Raw genomic sequence first — 20,854 nt, forward strand, 5'->3', positions numbered from 1 at the left:
CGCGGCTTAACCGCGATATCTAAAAAATAAGCATTTTTGGATCCCACGATTAAATCGCGGGATAACATTAAAGGTTTCTAGATTCCTGCTTTCGTAGGAATGACATAAGAACATTAATCAGTAAACTCTCTTCACCGGCGGGACTGCTGTTACTTCATCGGTTAAAGTAGTTAAAGTCACAGGTTTATAATCAAGAACTACTTTACCTGCTTCATCGATAGAGCTAAGAGTATGCTTCATCCAATCCCCATCATTACGATCAGGATAATCTTCACGTGCATGAGCTCCTCTGCTTTCTTTTCTTGCAGCTGCCGAATATACCGTTACTAAAGCTTGATCAAGTAGATTATCTAGCTCTAAGGCTTCCACTAAATCGCTATTCCAAATTAAAGATTTATCGTTAATTTTTATATCTTTATAGCCGCTTCTTATTTCACTAATCATTCCTGCTCCTTCATCTAGTACCTCTTGAGTTCTAAATACCGAAGCATGGCTTTGCATAGTTCTTTGCATTTTAAGCCTTAACTCTGCAACTAAAATATTACCGTTAGCGTGACGGGCTTTATCAAATCTATTTATAATTTTTTCAAGGCTTACTTCTTTTATAGACTTGTGGGGACTCGCAGGCTTAATAAGCGCGGCTGCTTTTAATGCAGAACTTCTACCAAATACTACTAAATCAAGCAAAGAATTTGATCCTAATCGGTTAGCACCGTGTACCGATACGCAAGCCGCTTCACCGATTGCCATAAGCCCTTTTACTACGCTATTATGATTTTTACCGTCTTTGATTATGACTTGACCGTGATAATTCGTCGGTATCCCACCCATATTATAATGTACCGTAGGAAGCACCGGTATCGGCTCTTTAGTCACGTCAACACCGGCAAAAATTTTAGCCGTCTCAGAGATACCGGGCAAACGACTATGTAAAATCTCAGGCGATAAATGATTTAAATGTAAAAATACATGATCTTTATGCTCGCCGACTCCTCGCCCCTCTCTGATTTCTATAGTCATTGCTCTTGAAACTACATCTCTTGAAGCTAAATCCTTTGCAGCAGGAGCATAACGCTCCATAAAACGCTCACCGTTTGCATTAACGAGATATCCCCCTTCACCTCTTGCCCCCTCGGTAATAAGACAGCCTGCCGAATATATACCTGTCGGATGGAACTGTACAAATTCCATATCTTGCAGTGGAAGACCGGCTCTAATCGCCATGCCGCCCCCATCACCCGTACAAGTATGAGCAGACGTCGCCGAAAAATAAGCACGCCCGTATCCGCCCGTTGCAAGCACTACATTATGAGCTCTAAAACAATGCAGACTACCATCATCTAAATTCCACGCAACTACGCCTCTACATTCACCATCTTCCATCAATAAATCAATAGCAAAATACTCAACGAAAAACTGTACTTTATGTTTTAGTGACTGTTGATATAAAGTATGAAGTATAGCATGCCCCGTACGATCTGCCGCAGCACATGTACGCTGCGCTGCTTTTCCTTTGCCGTACTCTGTTGTCATTCCTCCAAAAGGACGCTGATAAATTTTTCCCTCTTCAGTTCTTGAGAAAGGTACGCCGTAATGCTCTAGCTCTAAAATCGCATCGGGAGCGTTTTTGCACATATACTCAATGGCATCCTGATCACCTAACCAATCAGAACCTTTTACCGTATCATACATATGCCAACGCCAATCATCTTCGCCCATATTCCCAAGAGCCGCACTAATTCCACCCTGAGCAGCCACAGTATGACTACGGGTTGGGAACAGCTTAGTTATACAAGCGGTATTTAGCCTTTCTTTAGCCATACCGAATGCAGAACGAAGACCTGCTCCGCCTGCACCTACAACTACTACATCAAATTTATGATGAATGATATTATACGCTTTGGTCATTAAATTAATTTTTTATTATTCTGATACGTGAATTGTCTACCTCTTTCACCCCATGGCTTGACCACGGGGTCCAGTAATTCAATACACAATAATGCTATAAATTGTTTTCTGGATACCGCAGTCAAGCCGCGGTATGACAATTTTTATCCTTTATAAAACAGCGCTACTACAAAAGCTACAATAGTAACAATGCAAAATAATTGCACTATTATAATCAATGTATTACGTAATTTGTAACAACTGATATAATCCTCAATTACTACACGCATACCAAGCATCGCATGATACAACGAAATAACCACCGTAATTAACAAAGCTACTACATTAAAAGGCTTTTTAAGTTCCCACATAATAATATTTATATCATTATTTTTGTTGGTTAACGTAAAATATATTAGCCACACAGAACATAAAGCTAATATAATCCCCGTTACTCTTTGCAATAACCAATGATGAGAACCACTTTTAGCAGAACCGCTATTTTTTGCTTTTACAATTTCTGCTTTAAAATCATATACCATTAATTTTCTCTATTATTTGTTTTAGCTTTTCGTCATTGCGAGGAAATTGCATAGCAATTGACCAAACAATCTCAGGCATTTGTTATTATTTCTGAGATTGCCACGTCGATGCTACGCATCTCCTCGCAATGACGTTTTTAATTACTACACCCATAACAATACCGTTAATAATACAGATCCTACCACTACACACCCACCGGTGATATTAACCAATTTTATAGAAAAACCGTAACCGATATCCCAAAATAAATGCCGAATGCCGTTACATAAATGATAAAACCAAGCGTAGCTAACAGCTACTAAGCATATTTTTATAATACAGCATTCAGCAAGCTGTAAATAATTATTGTCATATTTACTAAGAATCAACCACCACACCAAGATTGACACCGCAAAAAACAAAGCTACGCCGGTCATACGATACAAAATTGATAATGTAGAACTTATTTGCGGCTTATATATAGTTAAATGCGGTGAAGTTGGACGCTTATTATAAATTTCTTGTTTGGTTTTAGTCATATATTTCTAATAAATAAAAAAGGGTTATGTCATTCCCGCGAAAGCGGGAATCCAGTAATTAAAAAATACACATATACTGAATTTTTAAAATTAAAAGCTCTCTTTTTTCTGGATTCCCGCTTTCGCGGGAATGACATACTACACGTTTCAATCAGTCAACGACATCTATCTCTGCAACCAATGTCTTTCTACGGGCGATAAATCATCTGTCACTGCTCTCCTATCATCGAAGACAAAACATTCACCTTGCCATAAATTGTTCTTGTTTTGTGTATCTGCTAGATATTGCAGTATTCCACCCTTTAAATGATATACCTCATCATAACCTATGCTTTTAAGTAAGCTGGTGGATTTTTCACACCTGATACCACCTGTACAAACCATAGCAATTTTCTTACCTTTGAGCAATTCTTGATTCTGCTGAACCCAAGCAGGAAATTGTTTAAATGTTTTGGTATTAGGATTAATTGCTGATTTAAATGTACCAACCTCTATTTCATAATCATTTCGAGTATCTATTACTATAACATCTTGTTTTGTGATAAATTCATCCCAATCTTTCGGCTCTATATATTCGCCTTTAAACAAATCAACATTTAAATCATCAACGTTCATTGCTACGATCTCTTTCTTAAGTCTGACTTTCAATTTCTGAAAAGGATGAACATCACTATAATTTATTTTAACGTTAACATCTTTGGGACCGGTCAGCTTTATCAATTCTTCAAGTACAAGATTTACATTTTCATATGAACCTGAAAAAGAACCGTTAAAACCTTCATTAGCTAATAAAATAGTACCTCTAACATATTTTCTTTTACCGATAAGCAAAAGTTTCGGTATCAAATTCGCTGGTTCTTCTATATTAACAAAACTATATGCACTTAAAATTGCTATTTTTTCATTCATAAATTATTTAGGTATTATTTTTACATTCTATGTCATTCCCGCGAAAGCGGGAATCCATCAAAAGCTATAAAAAACTTATTTTTATAGCTTTATTTTATTAAATATGTAATTTTTGTATCAATGTTAAGGTTATTTTTCATTCCCGCCTTCGCGGGAATGACATAGAAAACTATATCTTATATAACCTGCAATGGTACGAACATATTACTACTACCCCTTTCAATCAGGAGCAAAATATTTTGCTTATCTGATTTTTTAGCACTTTCATATAATTCTTCTAGCTTACTTATATCGTCTATGCTTTCCTGATTAATCTTGGTTATCAGATCACCAATTTTGAAGCTACTTTCTTCTTCATCAATATTGGTTATAACTATTCCCATTTTATCTTGAGGAATAGTATATTTTTGTCTTAGTTCTTCAGTCAAATTACCAAAAGTAATATTATTTTTAGTAATAGATAAATTATTTTCTTCTTTATTTGTTATTTCTTTCTTATTGGTCTCTTCTGTAGAATCTTTGGTAACCTCTTCATTATCCGAAGTAATTTTAATAGGTAATTCAAGCTCCTTTTTATCGCGAAGTATTTTTACTTTTACTTCCTGATCAATAGGAGCATCTGCAATAATTACACGTAATTTTTTAGTATTTTTAACCGGTATATCTGCAAACTCTATTATTATATCACCTGTTTTAATTCCCGCTTTATCACCTGGACCATCTTCTTGTACTTTAGCTACTAACACCCCCCTAGTATTTTTAAGTCCTAGCCCTTCAGAAATTTCCTCGGTTAAATCTTGTATTGTTACTCCAAGGCGTCCTCTACTTACTTTTCCATCTTTCTTAAGACGTTCGATTATAGGCTTTGCAGTATTTGACGGTATTGCAAAACCGATACCTATATTAGTACCGAGCGGTGAAAAAATTGCCGTATTTACGCCGATTACTTTCTGATCCAAATTAAACATAGGACCACCGGAATTACCGTTATTAATTGCAGCATCCGTTTGAATAAAATTATCGACTATATTGTCCGTATCTATATCGATATCCCGCCCTTTAGAAGAAATAATACCGCTTGTCACCGTACTGCCTAGATTACCGAACGGATTACCGATCGCAATAACCCAATCTCCTACTCTTGCATCATTTGAATCTCCAAACTCAACAAAAGGTAGAGGTTCCTCGCTATCTATTTTTAAGAGAGCTAAATCGGTTTTAGTATCGTTACCTATTAATTTAGCCGATAATTCGGTATTATCTGCAAGTTTTATATTAATTTTATCAACATTTGCAATTACATGATAGTTTGTCACTATTAAGCCGTTAGGTTCAATAATAAATCCTGAACCAAGCGGGACACTTTTCGGAGTTTGATCAACCTCTTCCAAATTCAGCGGTATATTAAGCTTTTCTAAAAAATCATTAACTTTTTCTTGCAGAGGATCTTTCTCGGCATTTTCTGATTTACTATTAACATATTCTATTGTTGAAATATTAACGACTGCAGGAATTAACGGTTCAACTATATCGGCAAAGCTATAACGGGCGGCTTCACTTACTTTTAAAGGAGCAGAATTTATTTCCGTAAATTCATTCTCTTCTTGAGCTGCTACTTTTAAAGACTTACTATTTTCTTTTGCTAGAACAACGTTACTTGATATTAAAACTATTATAACAAGAACTATTTTCAGATTAACCATATACTCCAAGTAAATAAAAAGTAGATAGACTAGTATACTACTTAGTTAGATTTAGATATTTTAAAACTTCAGCATCCGGTGAAATTACAAAATTAGTATTCTCTTTCTTTAAAGAATTTTTATATACTAAAAGTGATCTATAAAATTTATAAAATTCCGGGTCAACTGAATAAGCAGAATTATATATTTTTGCTGCTTTCTCATCGCCGTCACCTTTAATAATTTGTGCATCTCTATAAGCTTTAGCAAGTATTATTTTACTTTCTTTATCTGCTTTTGAACGAATACGCACACTTTCTTCTTGTCCTTCCGCTCTAATTTGGGTTGCTTCTTTTTCACGTGCCGTTTGCATACGACGATAAATAGCCGCACTATTTTCTTTTGGTAAGTCTGCTCTTAAAATTCTAACATCTACAACATCAATACCGAAGCTTTTAGCTTCACCGTCCACTTGATTTAAGATATTTAACATTACGTTACTACGTTCCTGACTTAAAAGGCTACTTAGCGAGATTTTACCTATCACCTTACGCATTGACGATTCAAGATTACGAGTCAGCCTAATTTTCACACCTTGATAATCATGTACCGTTTTATAAAACATTACGGGATTATTAATTTGGAATTTGGCGTAGGCATCAACAATAACTCGTTTACCGTCAGCAGCCGTTAATTCTTTTGCCTCAACCTCAACATCTAAAAGACGCTTATCAAAAAATTCAACATTTTGAATAAACGGGATTTTAATATTCAGTCCTGGATTTTCTATAGTTCTAACTGCCTCACCAAACTGGAATACTACTGCAGATTGGCGTTGGTCAACTGAAAATAAGGAGCTAGAAATCAGTATCAGCCCAAAAACAATTGTAAAAATTATATAATAAATCTTTTGTTGCATTTAATATTCCTTGTTGTTTAGATGTCATTTGTGTATAGAGTGAAAAACACTCTTGATGTCATTCCCGCTTTCGCGGGAATGACATAACACCCCTATGGTTTAATAGCCATGTGCGGCAGTAGTGCATTATTAATAATCGTTTTATTTGAACCGCCTAATATCTCTTCGACTACTTCTAAATATAATCTATCTCTAGTTACTTGCCTACCTGTAGCATATTGTTTATAAATAGCATTAAATCTTTGGCTATCACCTTCTGCTTTCGATATAACTTCTGCTCTATAACCTTCTGCTTCTTGTATAATCTTTGCAGCCGCTCCTCTAGCTTCCGGCAAAATCTTATTATTATAGGCTTGAGCTTGATTTATTTCTTTTTCTTTATCTGCTTTTGAAGTTTGCACGTCTCTATAAGCGTCTATTACTTCGGCAGGAGGCTCGGCTTTTAATAATTGTACTTTCTCAATCATAACGCCAGCATTATAACTATCCAATATCTTCTGTGCTAATTTCTCTATTTTATAAGTAATCTCCTGTTTTTGATCGGATAATACCCAAGAAATAGGAGTATTGCCTATGACTTCCCTAACGGCACTCTCGACTGTTGCTTTTACTGTTTCTGCAGGTCTTTGTACGTTAAAAATAAAATCTTCAAGATTATTAATATGCCACATTACGTCACAATTTAAAGCAATGATATTTTCATCACCGGTGAGCATTATACTTTCACCGGCAATATTTTTAGTATTATCGCCACCGCTACGCAGAGAGCTATTTGTACGATAACCAATCTCAATCCGACGTGATTGTTTAACTTTCTCAACTATTATCTTTTCAAAAGGCGCCGGTAAATGATAATTAAGCCCGGGGTAGCCCTTACGCACAAAACGCCCAAATCTTATTACCGCTGCTTCTTCACCTTCTTTTATTTCATAAATACCCGAAGCGAACCATAAAGCAACCACTGCGACAACAGCTAAAATTATTGTTTTAGCATTGAAATTAAACGGGCATTGAAATTGATCAAAATTAAATTGATTTTTACGCGGTCTTGTAAATATGTTATCTTCTTTATCAGAATCAAAATCTTTCCATGGGGATTTTTTTAAAATTGAGATATATTTTTTATTAAGCATTTGCTTTGTTGTTTTATATTATTTTAAAGATGAGATAATTATATATATAATAGTATATAACGTCAAGTTACGAGCTTAAAACAGCTTTAAAAAGGAAATTTAATTATGGCGAATTTACACCAACGACAAATTATAGATAAAATTCAGCATATTACCTTTAAAGACGGTACTTTTTTAAATGAAGTTATATCGGATATTATAATTAAAGGTAATAATATCGGTTTCTCAATAGATATATCAGGTAAAAACAAGTTAGAAGCCGAAGAAATTAGACTTAAGGCAATTAATAAACTTAACGAGATTTCGGAAGTAAATAAAATAACAATTGTTTTTACCGAAAGTAAACCGATGGAGGAAAAAATTCAAAAACCAAAACATTTTGTAGAAAATGTAAAAAAAATTATCTTAGTAGCGTCAGGTAAAGGCGGAGTCGGAAAATCTACAATATCGGCTCTTATCGCTCAGCAGTTAAGTCTAGCAAATTACCGAGTCGGGATAGTAGATGCAGATATTTACGGTCCGTCAATTCCGCATATATTCGGCATTAACGAAGTACCGCAAACGAAAGATGGACGAATAATACCGGTACTTGCTCAAAGCATCGAAATTATATCTATAGGCTTCTTCGTGAAAGACCACTCGGCAATTATTTGGCGTGGTCCTATGGCGAGTAAGACTATTTATCAATTATTATCGGTAACAAAATGGGATAATTTAGATTATTTAATTATCGATATGCCGCCGGGGACAGGTGATATTCATTTAAGTATACTAGAAAATTATCATTTAGACGGCGTAATAATCGTAACTACACCACAAAAAATATCAGAAATAGACGTAATACGTTCTATAGATTTATATCAAAAACTAAATTTACCTATTTTGGGAATAATTGAGAATATGAGCTATATGCTTAAAAATAATAGTGGCGGACATTTATCACAAAAATATAATATACCACTAATCGCTCAAATTCCTATCACACCGCAAATAGCCAAGGCTTGCGATAAATCACTACCTCTAACAAACTTATTAACATTACCTTTAGAGAAGTATTTACAATGAAAATACACGTATTAGCGGATGATAGAACAGGCAATACCCATCAGGCTATTGCACTTGCTGAAAAATTAACGGAAGAATATACAACAATTAAGCTTGAATATAATTGCTTAGCTAAGCTACCGAACTTTTTACTAAAATATTATCCTATTCATATAAAAAGTGAGCTATTGCAGTATCTTTTGGATAAGTCCCCGCCTGATATGATAATTACCGCTGGAAGAAGAACGGCAGTACTAGCATTTTATTTAAAAAAGAAATTTAAAGATATCAAGTTAATACAAATAATGCAGCCTCATCTTCCTTACAATGCATTTGATGCCGTTATTCTGCCTTATCATGACCAACGTCATTGCGAAACCACAAAGTGGCTGAAGCAATCTCAGGGCTTTTTTACTAGATTGCTTCGTCAATACTTCGTATTTCCTCGCAATGACGACGTTAAAAACATCATCCCCATCAACGGAGCTATCAACAACGTAACCGAACAGTTCGCCGCAGCGAGCTTGGAACTCCAAAAACATTATCCTAATCTTAAACAGTTTATTGCAGTGATAATTGGTGGAAATAATAAAAAATTTAATTTCCATAAAGATGAAGCAGTTTTATTTGCTTCATTATTAAATAAAATATATACTAATCAAAAAATACCTTTTTTCATTAGCTTTAGTAGACGTACACCACACACTGTAAAATCAATTATTAAAAATAATATGCCGTCCTCCACAATTATTTATGACCCGAACGAAGACGCAGGCTATAATCCTTATATAGCTATGCTCTCCAAGGCAAAATATATAATCTCTACGGCCGACTCAATCTCAATGTGCAGTGAAGCAGCTTCAAGCGGCAAGCCTCTTTATATATTCTGCCCACCAAACTTTAATTCTTCAAAGCATAAGATTTTTATAAAGCAGTTAGTAGAACAGAAGATAGCAAGAATTTTTGATAAGTCGGCTATTGATCTAGAAGAATATAGCTACAAACCCTTAAATGAAGCAGAAAGAGTAGCTGAAATTATTAAATCTTTAATCAAAAGCTGGTAATTATATGGATAAAGATATACAATCATATATATTCATTAATAAGCTAAAATCTTTACCGTTTGTCAACGAAATATGGCTTTTTGGCTCTCGTGCTAGAGGGGATAACGATGAGCGTTCCGATATTGATATTGCAATTATCTGCCCTAATATTACAGATCAAGCATGGCTAGAAGTTATGTCTATTATAGAGAATGCTGACACGCTTTTAAAAATAGATTGTGTAAGGTTTGAAAGTACTAAAATAAGCTCTGAACTTTATAAAAATATATTAAAAGAAAAAAAAATTATATATGTCAAAAATAAACCTTAAACTTAAAAAATTGCATAAAGCTTTTATGACGCTTGAAGATATTTATTTAAAATCGACAACAGAAGATAGGGCTTATATTGGTGCCACTATACAAAGATTTGAATTGACTTTTGAACTCGCTTGGAAGTTTTTAAAAGAATATTTTTCTCAAAAAGGCACAGTTCTTCACTATCCTAAAGAAGTTATAAAGGAAGCTTTTGTTGCCGGTATTATAAATGATGAGAGTTTATGGATTTATATGCTTACTGATCGTAATATGACCTCTCATACTTACGATAAAAAGCTTGCTGATAAAATATATAACCGAATAAGAAATTATGTTCCTGAACTTAAGAAATTACTAAATATCATTGATTTAAAGATTTAATAATACCTTGCAGAGTTTGGACCTCAGGGGAAGAGAAACTATTTATACGTGTAAATATATTAGTGATGTTTTGTTGCATAGCAGTTTTTTTGTCGGGAGCCTCGAAGAATCCGGCTTTATCGAGTTTGCCGAATAAATTTACTAAAAAATGCTCTATTTCTTCTTTAGTAGCTAATTTTTGAATGTTATGTAAATCCTCTCTGGGCGTAGAATTACGAAACAACTCATAGCATATAATAATAACCGCTTGAGCAATGTTTAATGAGCTAAATTCGGTTGTATTAATAGTGATAATCTTATTAGCAAATGCGATTTCTTCGTTGCTAAGCCCATTATTTTCCCGCCCGAACATTATCCCGACTTTTTCAGAATTTGGATAATCTAAAGGTAAATTTTGTGAAAATACATAATCTTTATTCATAGCCCTTTTAATGCAAGTAGTAGCATATAAATATTCGAGGTCTTTAATGCTATCCTCTAGGCTATCAAAAATTTTTGCATGATCTATAATATTAACCGCTCCGACTGCATTACTACGTGCTTGCTCATTAGGCCAGCCGTCTCTTGGAGCCACGATTCTAAGCTCATTTAAACCAAAATTCTTCATTGCTCTTGCAGTAGCACCTATATTCGCACCCATTTGCGGGGCAACTAATATTATTATTGGATTCATTTTAATAATTTTTTGTAACTAAGCAGGTATAGGCAATCGCTACGGCGTCAGCTTCATCAGAATTGGTAATTAAGGCAGTGCCAGGCAGCAAAAGCTTTATCATATGCAAAATTTGGTCTTTCTCTGCATGCCCATATCCTGTTACGGTTTTTTTTACCGTATTTGGCTTAAACTCTCGCATGTCCAAATTATATCTACCGATCAGCGACATTATCGCCCCTCTAGCATATCCAAGCTTTAAAGAAGTCACGCTATTAGTATTAACAAATGTTTCTTCAATCGCTGCCATATTTGGTTGATATTCTAATATTACTTTTTCTAATGTACTATTAATAAAAGCAAGTCTATGATGAATTGCATCCTTACTATTTGTTCTAATAATACCACTAGCTAAATATTTCAACTGTGCGGTCTCCTTTGCCACTACTGCCCATCCAAGACTCCCAAGTGCCGGATCAATCCCAAGTATTATCATGATTATTTAATGTTATTTTTATTGGCATTATTATATGGCTTTTATGTCATTCTCGCGAAAGCGGGAATGACATCGAAAACCATCCAACAAAGCCTGTCAAGCCACAGGGTGACAACTTTATATCTTCATATACTGATAAAATTCTTGATTATTCTCCCACAGCTCACGCACCTTAACGAATAAAAATAAATGAACAGGAAATCCAAAAAACCTCTCCATTTGCATTCGGGATTTTGCTCCTATTTCTTTGATTTTAGAGCCGTTTTTACCGAGTATTATAGTTTTATAGCTCTCTCTTGAAACTACTATAACTTGATTAATCTTTACGGATTTGTCTTTAAGCTCTTCCCATTTTTCGGTTTGTACGGTTAATTTATACGGGAGTTCTTTCTGCAAATTTAAAAATAACTGCTCTCTTGTAATTTCTGCTGCAATAAAACGCATAGGTAAATCCGTTATGTCGTCTTCCGCATAAAGCCAAGGAGAAATTTTGGCCTTACTTGTTATATATTCAAGTAATCCATCAATATTTTTGCCTGATAAAGCAGATATAGGAAAAAGTAAGCTATCAGGATGATTTTCTGTTAAAAAAGCTTTAATGTCATTTAGATATTTTGATTCGATGTCTATTTTGTTCAATAAAAATATCGGAACAATATTAAGTGAGCGAAGCTTATCTAAAATATTATGCGTTATATCATCAAACGACTTTAGACTATCAATAATTAACAGAACTAAATCTGCACTATGCAAACTAGACCACGCACATCTTACCATTGCTTTCTCTAAGCTCCCTTTCGGCTCAAATATACCGGGCGTATCGTATAAAATTACCTGCGTATCTTTTAAGGTAATAATACCGGTAATAATTGACCTAGTAGTTTGAACTTTTTGGGTAACGATTGAAAGCTTCTCACCGATTATTCTGTTTAATAAAGTTGATTTTCCGCTATTAGGTCGCCCGATTATACAAACCGATACCGTTTTCTGATTAGATATCTTCCCAAACTTCACTTCTAGAGGTAATTTAGACGTCGATCCAGTACTCGCCTCCTCGCGTACTAGTGTGTACGCCGCTGCTGCGGCAAGTGCTTCCGTGTCTCCTTTAAATTCCTCTCTATAAGCTGGTTTGGCAAGATGTCTATTAGTCATTTTTAAGTCTATGCAATAAGCTTCGTGCTGCGTTTTTCTCTGCTTCTTTTATTGTGTGACCAGTGCCTGTTTGTTCATAATCTTTTACTTTTACAAGAACCGTAAAAGTCGATGAATGGGAGGCTCCTTCTCTTTTTATCAGACGATATATAGGTAGGTGATGATCACTAGCTTGAGCCCATTCTTGTAAAGCAGTTTTTGGGTCATAATCCGTTAAATTCTGAACTTTTATAAATTCTGCCCATAACTTCTCGATAATATCATGGATTGTTTCAATATTGCTATCAAGATATATAGCTGCAATTAAAGCTTCCGTGGCATTTTCTATATTATTAAGATTATCACGCCCGCCTGCTACTTCTTCGCCATGAGTCATAATTATATAATTTTTTAAAGTAAGTTTAGCTCCAACCATGCATATTGTTTCTTTGCAAACCAAATATGATCTAATTTTAGCTAAATTCCCCTCATTATAATTTGCAAAATTTCTAAATAAAATTTCTGTGATTACTAAATTTAATACGGCATCACCTAGAAATTCTAATCGTTCATAATCTTTATCATCCTTGTACTCGTGATGTTGTCTTAAAGACGGATGACTTAACGCCTCTATTAAAAGCTCTTTATTTTTGAAACTATAGCTAAGTAGCTTTTCTAACTTCTCAAATGATTCCATTACGCATCCGTGTTATAAAGATTTCTGAAAATTCGATTTAACCTAACAGATTCAATCCATGGCTTTAACTTTAGTACTAGATTAATAACTCCTATATCATTATCCCACCAAGTTATTTTTGTTGAGAACCAAATAAATTGTGCTTTAGCAATAAAATTTTCAAACGGTACAAATCCAAGATTTACTCTACTATCATTTGACTGATCTCTATTATCCCCTAAAAAGAAATATTTCCCTTCAGGTATATAAAAAACATCCGTATTACCGTATCTATCATTATATATAACGCCATAAATAGGAGCAAGCTTATAAGAAAAATATGTTCTACCGTTTGGCAGTGTTTCTTTAAACTTTAAATATTTTATTCCCTCTTCGCTTATATAAGTTCCAACTTCTTTGCGTTCTATTTTTTTGTCGTTAATATATATTACGTCATCAATCAATTGAATTTTATCGCCGGGTAGCCCTATTAAACGCTTTATATATCTAACACTCATATCGTTAGGCGGACGAAAAACTACAATATCGCCACGCTCCGGTTCATGAGCAAATATTCGCCCTTGAAAAAGAGGAATAAAATCAAAAAAAGATAAAGAATAATTACTATAACCATAACTATATTTCGTAGAAAATATATAGTCATTCTCAAGTATGGTTGCTTTCATAGACCCGGTCGGAACTGTAAACGGCTCCATAATAAGTATTCTAATAAGTAAAGCAATACATATTACAAAAGCAAAAGACCCCCACTCTTGCTTAGCTGTTTTATTAGTGTTTGATTTTGTATTATCTGTTTGCATAATCTCTTAATTATTTATAAATTGGAATCGTCATTGCGAGGAAATTACAAAGTAATTGACTAAGCAATCTCAGGAGTTTGTTATTATTTCATGAGATTGCCAAGCTCCTTTCTCCTTTCAGTCGCTCGCAATTACAGCTTAGTATCCACGCAGGCAATATCTCCTCGCAATGACGATAAAGTCAAACCACGCTATAACTCTTTATCCTCGCCTCAATCTCGCTTCTAAAATGGCGTATCAGCCCTTGAATCGGCCAAGCTGCCGCATCACCTAAAGCACAGATAGTATGCCCCTCTATTTCTTTCGTAACGCTAAGGAGTTCGTCTATCTCAGATTTTTTGGCATTACCTTTAACTAGCCGCATCATGACTCGCCACATCCAGCCCGTACCCTCACGGCAAGGAGTACATTGCCCGCAAGATTCATGCATGTAAAATTTACTAAGCCTTGCTATTGCATAAATAATATCGGTAGATTTATCCATCACTATAATACCGCCTGTACCAAGTCCAGAACCTGCGGTTTTTAAACTATCAAAATCCATATCCACTTCACATAATGACTTAGGAAGTAAAGGCACGGAAGAACCGCCCGGGATTATGGCTTTAAGATTATCCCATCCACCACGAACACCACCCGCATATTTCTCAATCAATTCTTTTAACGAAATACCCATTGCTTCCTCAACATTACAAGGCTTGTTAACATGCCCTGATATGCAGAAAATCTTAGTTCCCGTATTGTTAGGTTTACCTATACCAGCAAACCAGCTAGCTCCTCGTCTTAAAATGGTTGGCACTACTGCAATAGACTCAACATTATTTATAGTAGTCGGGCAGCCATATAACCCAAAGCCGGCAGGAAAAGGCGGCTTTAAACGAGGCATACCTTTTTTGCCCTCTAAGCTTTCAAGCAATGCCGTTTCTTCGCCACAAATATAAGCACCCGCCCCACGATGTAAATAAATATTACAATCAAAGCCCGAACCGCAAGCATTCTTTCCTATTAACCCTTCTTTATAGGCTTCATCTAAGGCACGCTGAATATTAGATGCTTCATTATAAAACTCACCTCTAATATAGATATAACAATTATTCGCTCCTATAGCAAAGCTTGCAAGCAAGCAACCTTCTATTAATTTGTGCGGCTCAAACCTTAATATATCACGATCCTTACAAGTGCCAGGCTCAGACTCGTCGGCATTTACTACTAAATAGCAAGATTTCTCTAAATTTTTAGGCATAAATGACCATTTCATACCGGTAGAAAATCCGGCACCTCCTCGCCCTCTAAGCCCTGATTTCTTAACCTCTTCAACGATGAAATCTCTACCTTTATCAAGCAAAGCTTTAGTATTCTCCCAATCGCCTCGCTTCTTGCTAGATTTCAAATCATGGCTTTGCTGCCCATGTAGGTTAGTAAAAATTTTGTCTTCTTCTTTTAGCATAAACTATTCTCGTTATGGCTTAAAAACGTCATTGCGAGGAAAAATTGAAAATTTTGACAAAGCACTCTCGTGCCAAAATCCTGAGATTGTCATGCAGCCTACGGCCATTCGCAATGACAATGAAGCCAGTCCACGCAACAATGCCTGCTCGCAATGACGATTCTTTACCTTTCTATTACTTTTTTATTAAACTTCCTATTAACAAACATTGTAAGTATCGGAGCAGAGATAAAAATTGAGGAATAAGTACCGGCTATTATCCCCAAAAATACAAGTACGCTAAAACTACGGATTGCCTCACCGCCAAAAAGAATAAGGGCTAAATTGGCAAGTAGCGTGGTAATGACAGTTAAAATAGTTCTTGATAAAGTCTCATTAATACTTAAATTTATAATTTCCGTGATATTTTTTTTATGATATTTACGTAAATTTTCTCTAATCCTATCATATATTACTACCGAATCATTAACGGAATAACCTATAATAGTTAACACTGCAGCAATAGTACTTAAGTTAAAATCAAGCTTTGTCATACTCATAAACCCAAGAGCGAGTATTACGTCATGCACTAAGGCGATAAGTATACCAAGACCGAAATACCACTCAAAACGCACCCAAATATAAACCATAATCGCTAAGAAAGAGAATAGCATCGCCATAGCTCCCGCTTCTATTAGCTGCCTACCGACTTGCGGACCGACAAAATCTACCTTACGATATTCAAACTTATACGGAAAATTACTTTGCAAAGATGCTTTAATTAACTCAATATTTTTCATGAGATTTTCTTCACTACTACTACCGAATCTAATTGATAAATCACGCTCACTACCGAAATTCTGTAAGACCACCTCACCTATTCCAAGCTTGCCTAGAACCCCACGCATTTTTGGCAAATCAGGAGCTTGATCAAGCCTTACTTCAATAACTATACCGCCGGCAAAATCAATACCGAAATTAAATTTATATATACCGATCCAAATAAAGCTAATGAGTGATAAAATAATTGAGAAAGTATAGCTAACTTTTTTAAAATTCATAAAATCAAAATCGATTTTATTAGGTAAAAGTCTTAAAGGATAAATTTGCATTATTATATATTTTGTTGAATAAGGATTATATTTGTATTATATAGTAAATTCAAAAAGGTTAAATGATTTTTTATGTCAGAAGTAGTAGTAAAAGAACAATTAGAGCAATATATAAGCAAAATAGAAAGATTAGAACAAGAAAAAGCTGATTTATCTCAAGAAGTAAAAGATATCTTCCAAGATGCTTCTTCACATGGATTTGATGTTAAAGCTATGAAATCTATATTGAAACTAAAGAAATTGGATAAAGATAAACTTGCCGAGCAGGACGCTATGCTTGAGCTTTATAGAGATACTTTAGGGATTTGAGGCATACGTCATTGCGAGGAAATTACGAAGTAATTGGTGAAGCAATCTAAGGAGTTTGTTATTATTTCATGAGATTGCCACGCAGCCTACGGCTGCTTGCAATGACGTATTTAGTATTCACGTAGCAATGCACTCTTTCGCAGTAATGACATAAGAGATACCAATATATTTAAGCTTTTGCTGCCTTAGTTTTAGCAATAGGGATATGTCTCTCTTTAATTCTAGCCGACTTGCCGCTTCTATTTCTTAAATAATAAAGTTTAGCACGACGAACTACTCCGTATTTTACTACATCAATAGAGTGTACTATCGGCGAGTAAATCATAAAGCGTCTTTCGACCCCTTCACCGTGGCTAATTTTACGTACTAAGAAAGATGAAGTAATACCGCGATTTCTTTTTGCGATAACTACACCTTCATAGGCTTGAAATCTTTCCGTTAATTTTTCCTTACCGTCTTTCTCAATCGATCTATCAATAATTTTAACAGTTACCTTAACTGTATCGCCGGCTTCAAAATCAGGAATTTTTTTATTTGCAGTACGCTTTGAAATATTTTCCTGTTCAAAGCGGTCAATAATATTCATTTTTTCACTCCTTAACTCTATAAATCTTTAAGTAACTCCGGACGGCGTAATTTAGTAATCATATGTGATTGCTCTTGTTTCCATTCATTAATTAGCCTTTGGTTACCAGATAACAAAACACTCGGTACAGCTCGATCACGCCAAATTGCAGGTCTTGTATATAGGCTGCATTCAAGCCCACCCTTAAATTCTCCGTCTTCTTCAAAAGACTCAGAAGATAAGGTATTTTGGTTCATTAAAACACCTGGCAGTAGTCTAATTAAGCAATCGAGAATGGTGAGGGTAGGTATTTCTCCGCCGGACAAAATGTAGTCGCCTACACTAATTTCTTGAACATTATACTCTTCAATTACACGTTCGTCAATCCCTTCGTAACGTCCACATAAGAATATGAGGTTTTTATTTTTTAACATCTCTTTAGCAAAGCTTTGGGTAAAGACTCTACCGCGAGGTGAAGGATAATACATTTCAGCATTAGGATTTAAAGCAAGAGCATGATCTATGCTACTGCCTAGAACATCAGGACGCATTATAAGCCCGTTACCACCGCCATAAGCCTCATCATCAATATTTTTATGCTTAGTTAAACCGAAATCTCGAATATTAATAACGTCATATGACCAAATATTTTTATTTAGCGCTTGTCCTGCTAAAGAATGTCCTAGAGTTCCAGGAAACATTTCAGGAAAAACGGTTAAGATTGTGGCATGAAGTATAGACATACGTTTAAAATAGTAGACAGTACCAATTAACGCAATAAAATTATAATTTAATTATTTACCCCACCCACCTGTCCTATAATCTTCTTTTCTTTGTTTTTTAGCAGCAGCTGTTGTACCACTCCTAAATGCTTCAGCTTTTTGTTGATGCGTTTTATGAGCTTGATCACTTTGGAATTTTTGAAATTCTGCTTTCTTAGCAGATGCTATATAAAACGGACTTGTTATTTTCTCTAAGCGTCTCATAGCATCTTTATCTAAACTAATACCTGCTTCTTTTGCTTGCTGCTCTATTTTTAATGCTGTCTTATAACCTGCTGCTGCGTTTTTAGCTATAACTTGCCTCTGCATCAACCCACTCTAGAATCTTTCTTCATTGCATCATTATATGGATTTATCTTATTATTTTTAATATCCTTTATTTGTTTTTCTGCTTTCTTTTTATCAAAATCTTCTGGCATAACTTCCCCCTAAATTTAAGTTAAAAATATATCTATAGCTGTATATATTTCAAAAAAAGTTAATAAAGAAAAATAGAGGTATAAGTAATTAAAAATTAACCAATTTGTGTTATAAAAACTTCATCATTTCCTCAGCGATGATTAGCTCTTCGTTTGTCGGCACAGCGAAAACTTTAACCTTACTGCTTTCAGCGCTTATTAGATGCTCATTTTTTTGGTTTTTTGCATCATCTATTTTAATGCCTAACCATAAAAGTTTTTCAGTAATCATTTCTCGTATTACAGCGGTATTCTATCCAACACCGGCAGTAAAAATTAGACAATCAACTCCCTCAAGTGCAGCAGTTAGCTTACCTATTTCAAGTACAATGTGATACACAAATAAATCTATAGCAAATTTAGCATCAGGTGAGTTACTGGCAAGCAAAGTACGCATATCGGAGCTTTCACTGGACATACCGAGTAATCCTGATTTCTTATATAGTAACTCGGTTACTTCTTTCGTAGTCATTTGCTCATGATCAATAAGATATAACACCACTCCAGGATCAAGGTTACCTGTCCTTGTACCCATCATAACACCGTCAAGTACGCTAAAGCCCATGGAACTTGTTAAACTAAGACCGTTTTTAATAGCACATAGACTACTACCGCGTCCTAAATAAGCTATAATAGTCTTTGTAGGAAATCTTCCTTTGTCATTTCGTTAAAATGGCTGCTAATATATTTATATGATAACCCATGAAAACCATAACGAATTATCCCTTTATCATAATATTTTTTCGGTAAACCGAAAGCTTTTGTAATAGGAGGATTGGTAAAATGAAACGACTTATCAAAACAAGCTATATGTGAGATTTCTTTATATTTTTGAAGAAATAAAGCCAGTACCTGCAAATTATAAGGTTGATGCAAGGGGCTTAGAGGTATTAATGCTCTTAAATCTTCACTAACTTTTTCATTAACAATAACCGGTTTATTAAAATTTTTCCCGCCATGGACAATACGGCGACCGGTTGCAATTAACTTGAGATTTTCTTGTTTTTTCCACCAATCTTCAAAAAGATCAATCATCATTGCAATAGCATCATCTTTAATGTCGGTAGCAGATGCCTGTTTTTTATTTATATGAAATAATATTTTATTATCATTTTTTCTAAAAAAATATTATAAATTTTATCCTTAACTTTTTTATTCTGAATTTCAAAAATAGAAATTTTCAAACTAGATGAGCCGACATTAGCTATTAAAATAACATTTTTCATTATTTACCTGCTTGGATATGTAGCTTCGCCTTAGTGTGATTATAAATAAACGCAGCAAGTACACAGGAAAGAATACGCATATCCATAGGATCAGCTCTACTTGTTAAAATAATAGGCACACGGGCTCCAAGAACGATACCCGCCATAACCGCTTGACCCAAATATTTTAGCTGCTTTGCAAGCATATTGCCTGATTCAAGATCAGGTACTACTAATATATCAGCATTTCCTGAAACTGAAGAGCTGAGTAGGACGAATATTAATAGCAGCATCGGTAATAATAAACGGTTTTGGAAAGGTAGCAACTGCCATTAAGAAAGCATGGCTTATACGACGTTCAGTACGTAGTCCATTCTTCTTATGAACTACCGCAGACATAAGCTCATCAGTATGAAGCGCCCCTTGCATAATAGCCACAACTTCCCTTTTCTTCGCAAGCTCTACGGCTTTTTTTGCTGCTTCGTGGCTATGCTCAACATTAATTACTTGATAATCCTCAAGATCGACATTATTAACTTTTGCTACTGATTCAATTTTATGTTGCGGACCAATCAAGACCGGTTTTATTACATTAAATTGTGCCGCTCTAACTGCACCGAGTAATGATTCTTTATCGATCGGATGAACTACTGCAGTTTTAACAGGCTTAAAGCCGTCGGCTCTAAGTAATAGATCGATGAAATGCTTTGCTGCTTCATCAAAGTCAGGATCGTTGATTTCTTTTGGAGGAGTATAAGTAGTACCTAATTTCTTAGCTAGAATGGCATCTAAAAAAGTCTCGTTTATTATATGTTGCTTCTTCATAAACCCCTGAATAAATAATC

22 protein-coding genes and 2 pseudogenes are annotated in these 20,854 nt (G+C 34.9%); 5 read left to right on the top strand and 19 right to left on the bottom strand.

The features are described from left to right. Positions 1-117 precede the first annotated feature (117 nt). The 7 genes from sdhA to hflK all read right to left on the bottom strand — a co-directional run bounded on the left by sdhA (position 118) and on the right by hflK (position 7,591). The gene (sdhA, locus tag GCO76_RS04080) at positions 118-1,908 is read right to left on the bottom strand and encodes a succinate dehydrogenase flavoprotein subunit (RefSeq protein WP_410956252.1); all 1,791 of its coding nucleotides are present in this window, start codon (positions 1,906-1,908) and stop codon (positions 118-120) included. A gap of 143 nt (positions 1,909-2,051) precedes the next feature. Beyond that, complete coding sequence (gene sdhD, locus GCO76_RS04085) at positions 2,052-2,429, bottom strand: succinate dehydrogenase, hydrophobic membrane anchor protein (protein WP_014013881.1); 378 nt, start codon at positions 2,427-2,429, stop codon at positions 2,052-2,054. Positions 2,430-2,573: 144 nt separating this feature from the next. Further along, positions 2,574-2,948: a succinate dehydrogenase, cytochrome b556 subunit gene (gene sdhC / locus GCO76_RS04090; protein ID WP_410956253.1), complete on the bottom strand. Its 375-nt coding sequence runs from the start codon at positions 2,946-2,948 to the stop codon at positions 2,574-2,576. A 165-nt stretch (positions 2,949-3,113) separates the two neighbouring features. After that, complete coding sequence (gene trhO, locus GCO76_RS04095) at positions 3,114-3,857, bottom strand: oxygen-dependent tRNA uridine(34) hydroxylase TrhO (protein WP_410956254.1); 744 nt, start codon at positions 3,855-3,857, stop codon at positions 3,114-3,116. A 176-nt stretch (positions 3,858-4,033) separates the two neighbouring features. Continuing rightward, positions 4,034-5,560 (bottom strand): Do family serine endopeptidase, encoded by a 1,527-nt coding sequence (locus tag GCO76_RS04100; RefSeq protein ID WP_410956255.1) that lies wholly within the window; start codon positions 5,558-5,560, stop codon positions 4,034-4,036. A gap of 37 nt (positions 5,561-5,597) precedes the next feature. Further along, complete coding sequence (hflC, locus tag GCO76_RS04105; protein WP_004996654.1) at positions 5,598-6,458, bottom strand: protease modulator HflC; 861 nt, start codon at positions 6,456-6,458, stop codon at positions 5,598-5,600. A 92-nt stretch (positions 6,459-6,550) separates the two neighbouring features. After that, positions 6,551-7,591: an FtsH protease activity modulator HflK gene (gene hflK / locus GCO76_RS04110; RefSeq protein ID WP_410956256.1), complete on the bottom strand. Its 1,041-nt coding sequence runs from the start codon at positions 7,589-7,591 to the stop codon at positions 6,551-6,553. A 105-nt stretch (positions 7,592-7,696) separates the two neighbouring features. Here hflK and GCO76_RS04115 point away from each other — a divergent pair, with 105 nt between their 5' ends. The 4 genes from GCO76_RS04115 to GCO76_RS04130 are packed head-to-tail and all read left to right on the top strand — an operon-like array spanning position 7,697 to position 10,376. Next, a complete protein-coding gene (locus tag GCO76_RS04115; RefSeq protein ID WP_410956257.1) occupies positions 7,697-8,656 on the top strand; it encodes an Mrp/NBP35 family ATP-binding protein in 960 nt (319 codons plus the stop codon). After that, on the top strand, positions 8,653-9,699 hold the full coding sequence (locus GCO76_RS04120) for a mitochondrial fission ELM1 family protein (protein ID WP_410956258.1): 1,047 nt from the start codon (positions 8,653-8,655) through the stop codon (positions 9,697-9,699). Before GCO76_RS04115 ends, GCO76_RS04120 begins: the two co-directional genes overlap by 4 nt. Positions 9,700-9,703: 4 nt before the next feature. After that, positions 9,704-10,009 (top strand): nucleotidyltransferase domain-containing protein, encoded by a 306-nt coding sequence (locus tag GCO76_RS04125; protein WP_410956259.1) that lies wholly within the window; start codon positions 9,704-9,706, stop codon positions 10,007-10,009. Continuing rightward, positions 9,990-10,376 carry a nucleotidyltransferase substrate binding protein gene (locus GCO76_RS04130; RefSeq protein ID WP_410956260.1) on the top strand — a complete coding sequence of 129 codons (387 nt, stop codon included), beginning with the start codon at positions 9,990-9,992 and terminating at the stop codon, positions 10,374-10,376. Before GCO76_RS04125 ends, GCO76_RS04130 begins: the two co-directional genes overlap by 20 nt. On the opposite strand, the gene GCO76_RS04135 is transcribed toward GCO76_RS04130, so the two are convergent. From GCO76_RS04135 to secF, 7 genes are all read right to left on the bottom strand, one after another. Continuing rightward, positions 10,357-11,049, bottom strand: coding sequence for an RNA methyltransferase (locus tag GCO76_RS04135; RefSeq protein ID WP_410956261.1), 693 nt, complete (start codon positions 11,047-11,049; stop codon positions 10,357-10,359). The genes GCO76_RS04130 and GCO76_RS04135 overlap by 20 nt on opposite strands. 1 nt (position 11,050) lies before the next feature. Beyond that, positions 11,051-11,524 carry a crossover junction endodeoxyribonuclease RuvC gene (gene ruvC, locus GCO76_RS04140; protein ID WP_014120519.1) on the bottom strand — a complete coding sequence of 158 codons (474 nt, stop codon included), beginning with the start codon at positions 11,522-11,524 and terminating at the stop codon, positions 11,051-11,053. A 117-nt stretch (positions 11,525-11,641) separates the two neighbouring features. Beyond that, the gene (gene era, locus GCO76_RS04145) at positions 11,642-12,676 is read right to left on the bottom strand and encodes a GTPase Era (RefSeq protein WP_410956262.1); all 1,035 of its coding nucleotides are present in this window, start codon (positions 12,674-12,676) and stop codon (positions 11,642-11,644) included. Next, a complete protein-coding gene (gene rnc, locus GCO76_RS04150; RefSeq protein ID WP_410956263.1) occupies positions 12,669-13,352 on the bottom strand; it encodes a ribonuclease III in 684 nt (227 codons plus the stop codon). Before rnc ends, era begins: the two co-directional genes overlap by 8 nt. Continuing rightward, a complete protein-coding gene (gene lepB / locus GCO76_RS04155; RefSeq protein ID WP_410956264.1) occupies positions 13,352-14,152 on the bottom strand; it encodes a signal peptidase I in 801 nt (266 codons plus the stop codon). Before lepB ends, rnc begins: the two co-directional genes overlap by 1 nt. A gap of 181 nt (positions 14,153-14,333) precedes the next feature. Continuing rightward, positions 14,334-15,599, bottom strand: a complete 1,266-nt coding sequence (gene nuoF / locus GCO76_RS04160) for an NADH-quinone oxidoreductase subunit NuoF (RefSeq protein ID WP_410956265.1) — start codon at positions 15,597-15,599, stop codon at positions 14,334-14,336. A gap of 164 nt (positions 15,600-15,763) precedes the next feature. Further along, on the bottom strand, positions 15,764-16,690 hold the full coding sequence (gene secF / locus GCO76_RS04165) for a protein translocase subunit SecF (RefSeq protein ID WP_410956266.1): 927 nt from the start codon (positions 16,688-16,690) through the stop codon (positions 15,764-15,766). A gap of 72 nt (positions 16,691-16,762) precedes the next feature. Here secF and GCO76_RS04170 point away from each other — a divergent pair, with 72 nt between their 5' ends. After that, on the top strand, positions 16,763-16,999 hold the full coding sequence (locus tag GCO76_RS04170) for a DUF2312 domain-containing protein (protein ID WP_004996682.1): 237 nt from the start codon (positions 16,763-16,765) through the stop codon (positions 16,997-16,999). Between the two features lie 169 nt (positions 17,000-17,168). Here GCO76_RS04170 and rplS read toward each other — a convergent pair whose 3' ends face one another. The 5 genes and pseudogenes from rplS to GCO76_RS04195 all read right to left on the bottom strand — a co-directional run bounded on the left by rplS (position 17,169) and on the right by GCO76_RS04195 (position 20,834). Continuing rightward, a complete protein-coding gene (rplS, locus tag GCO76_RS04175; RefSeq protein WP_014013863.1) occupies positions 17,169-17,585 on the bottom strand; it encodes a 50S ribosomal protein L19 in 417 nt (138 codons plus the stop codon). A 17-nt stretch (positions 17,586-17,602) separates the two neighbouring features. After that, positions 17,603-18,307, bottom strand: a complete 705-nt coding sequence (trmD, locus tag GCO76_RS04180; RefSeq protein WP_410956267.1) for a tRNA (guanosine(37)-N1)-methyltransferase TrmD — start codon at positions 18,305-18,307, stop codon at positions 17,603-17,605. Positions 18,308-18,358: 51 nt separating this feature from the next. Then, positions 18,359-18,655 carry a hypothetical protein gene (locus GCO76_RS04185; RefSeq protein ID WP_410956268.1) on the bottom strand — a complete coding sequence of 99 codons (297 nt, stop codon included), beginning with the start codon at positions 18,653-18,655 and terminating at the stop codon, positions 18,359-18,361. A 219-nt stretch (positions 18,656-18,874) separates the two neighbouring features. Beyond that, a pseudogene (locus GCO76_RS04190) lies at positions 18,875-20,030 on the bottom strand (acetate/propionate family kinase). Beyond that, a pseudogene (locus GCO76_RS04195) lies at positions 20,030-20,834 on the bottom strand (phosphate acyltransferase). Before GCO76_RS04195 ends, GCO76_RS04190 begins: the two co-directional pseudogenes overlap by 1 nt. Positions 20,835-20,854: the final 20 nt, after the last annotated feature.

Origin of the sequence: Rickettsia koreansis (genome assembly GCF_046532895.1) — a bacterium.
GTDB classification, from domain to species: Bacteria; Pseudomonadota; Alphaproteobacteria; order Rickettsiales; family Rickettsiaceae; genus Rickettsia; species Rickettsia rickettsii.

Coding starts and splice junctions, on each gene's coding strand:
- sdhA (WP_410956252.1), bottom strand. CDS start 1,908: ATGACCAAAGCGTATAATATCATTCATCATAAATTTGATGTAGTAGTT.
- sdhD (WP_014013881.1), bottom strand. CDS start 2,429: ATGGTATATGATTTTAAAGCAGAAATTGTAAAAGCAAAAAATAGCGGT.
- sdhC (WP_410956253.1), bottom strand. CDS start 2,948: ATGACTAAAACCAAACAAGAAATTTATAATAAGCGTCCAACTTCACCG.
- trhO (WP_410956254.1), bottom strand. CDS start 3,857: ATGAATGAAAAAATAGCAATTTTAAGTGCATATAGTTTTGTTAATATA.
- GCO76_RS04100 (WP_410956255.1), bottom strand. CDS start 5,560: ATGGTTAATCTGAAAATAGTTCTTGTTATAATAGTTTTAATATCAAGT.
- hflC (WP_004996654.1), bottom strand. CDS start 6,458: ATGCAACAAAAGATTTATTATATAATTTTTACAATTGTTTTTGGGCTG.
- hflK (WP_410956256.1), bottom strand. CDS start 7,591: ATGCTTAATAAAAAATATATCTCAATTTTAAAAAAATCCCCATGGAAA.
- GCO76_RS04115 (WP_410956257.1), top strand. CDS start 7,697: ATGGCGAATTTACACCAACGACAAATTATAGATAAAATTCAGCATATT.
- GCO76_RS04120 (WP_410956258.1), top strand. CDS start 8,653: ATGAAAATACACGTATTAGCGGATGATAGAACAGGCAATACCCATCAG.
- GCO76_RS04125 (WP_410956259.1), top strand. CDS start 9,704: ATGGATAAAGATATACAATCATATATATTCATTAATAAGCTAAAATCT.
- GCO76_RS04130 (WP_410956260.1), top strand. CDS start 9,990: ATGTCAAAAATAAACCTTAAACTTAAAAAATTGCATAAAGCTTTTATG.
- GCO76_RS04135 (WP_410956261.1), bottom strand. CDS start 11,049: ATGAATCCAATAATAATATTAGTTGCCCCGCAAATGGGTGCGAATATA.
- ruvC (WP_014120519.1), bottom strand. CDS start 11,524: ATGATAATACTTGGGATTGATCCGGCACTTGGGAGTCTTGGATGGGCA.
- era (WP_410956262.1), bottom strand. CDS start 12,676: ATGACTAATAGACATCTTGCCAAACCAGCTTATAGAGAGGAATTTAAA.
- rnc (WP_410956263.1), bottom strand. CDS start 13,352: ATGGAATCATTTGAGAAGTTAGAAAAGCTACTTAGCTATAGTTTCAAA.
- lepB (WP_410956264.1), bottom strand. CDS start 14,152: ATGCAAACAGATAATACAAAATCAAACACTAATAAAACAGCTAAGCAA.
- nuoF (WP_410956265.1), bottom strand. CDS start 15,599: ATGCTAAAAGAAGAAGACAAAATTTTTACTAACCTACATGGGCAGCAA.
- secF (WP_410956266.1), bottom strand. CDS start 16,690: ATGCAAATTTATCCTTTAAGACTTTTACCTAATAAAATCGATTTTGAT.
- GCO76_RS04170 (WP_004996682.1), top strand. CDS start 16,763: ATGTCAGAAGTAGTAGTAAAAGAACAATTAGAGCAATATATAAGCAAA.
- rplS (WP_014013863.1), bottom strand. CDS start 17,585: ATGAATATTATTGACCGCTTTGAACAGGAAAATATTTCAAAGCGTACT.
- trmD (WP_410956267.1), bottom strand. CDS start 18,307: ATGTCTATACTTCATGCCACAATCTTAACCGTTTTTCCTGAAATGTTT.
- GCO76_RS04185 (WP_410956268.1), bottom strand. CDS start 18,655: ATGCAGAGGCAAGTTATAGCTAAAAACGCAGCAGCAGGTTATAAGACA.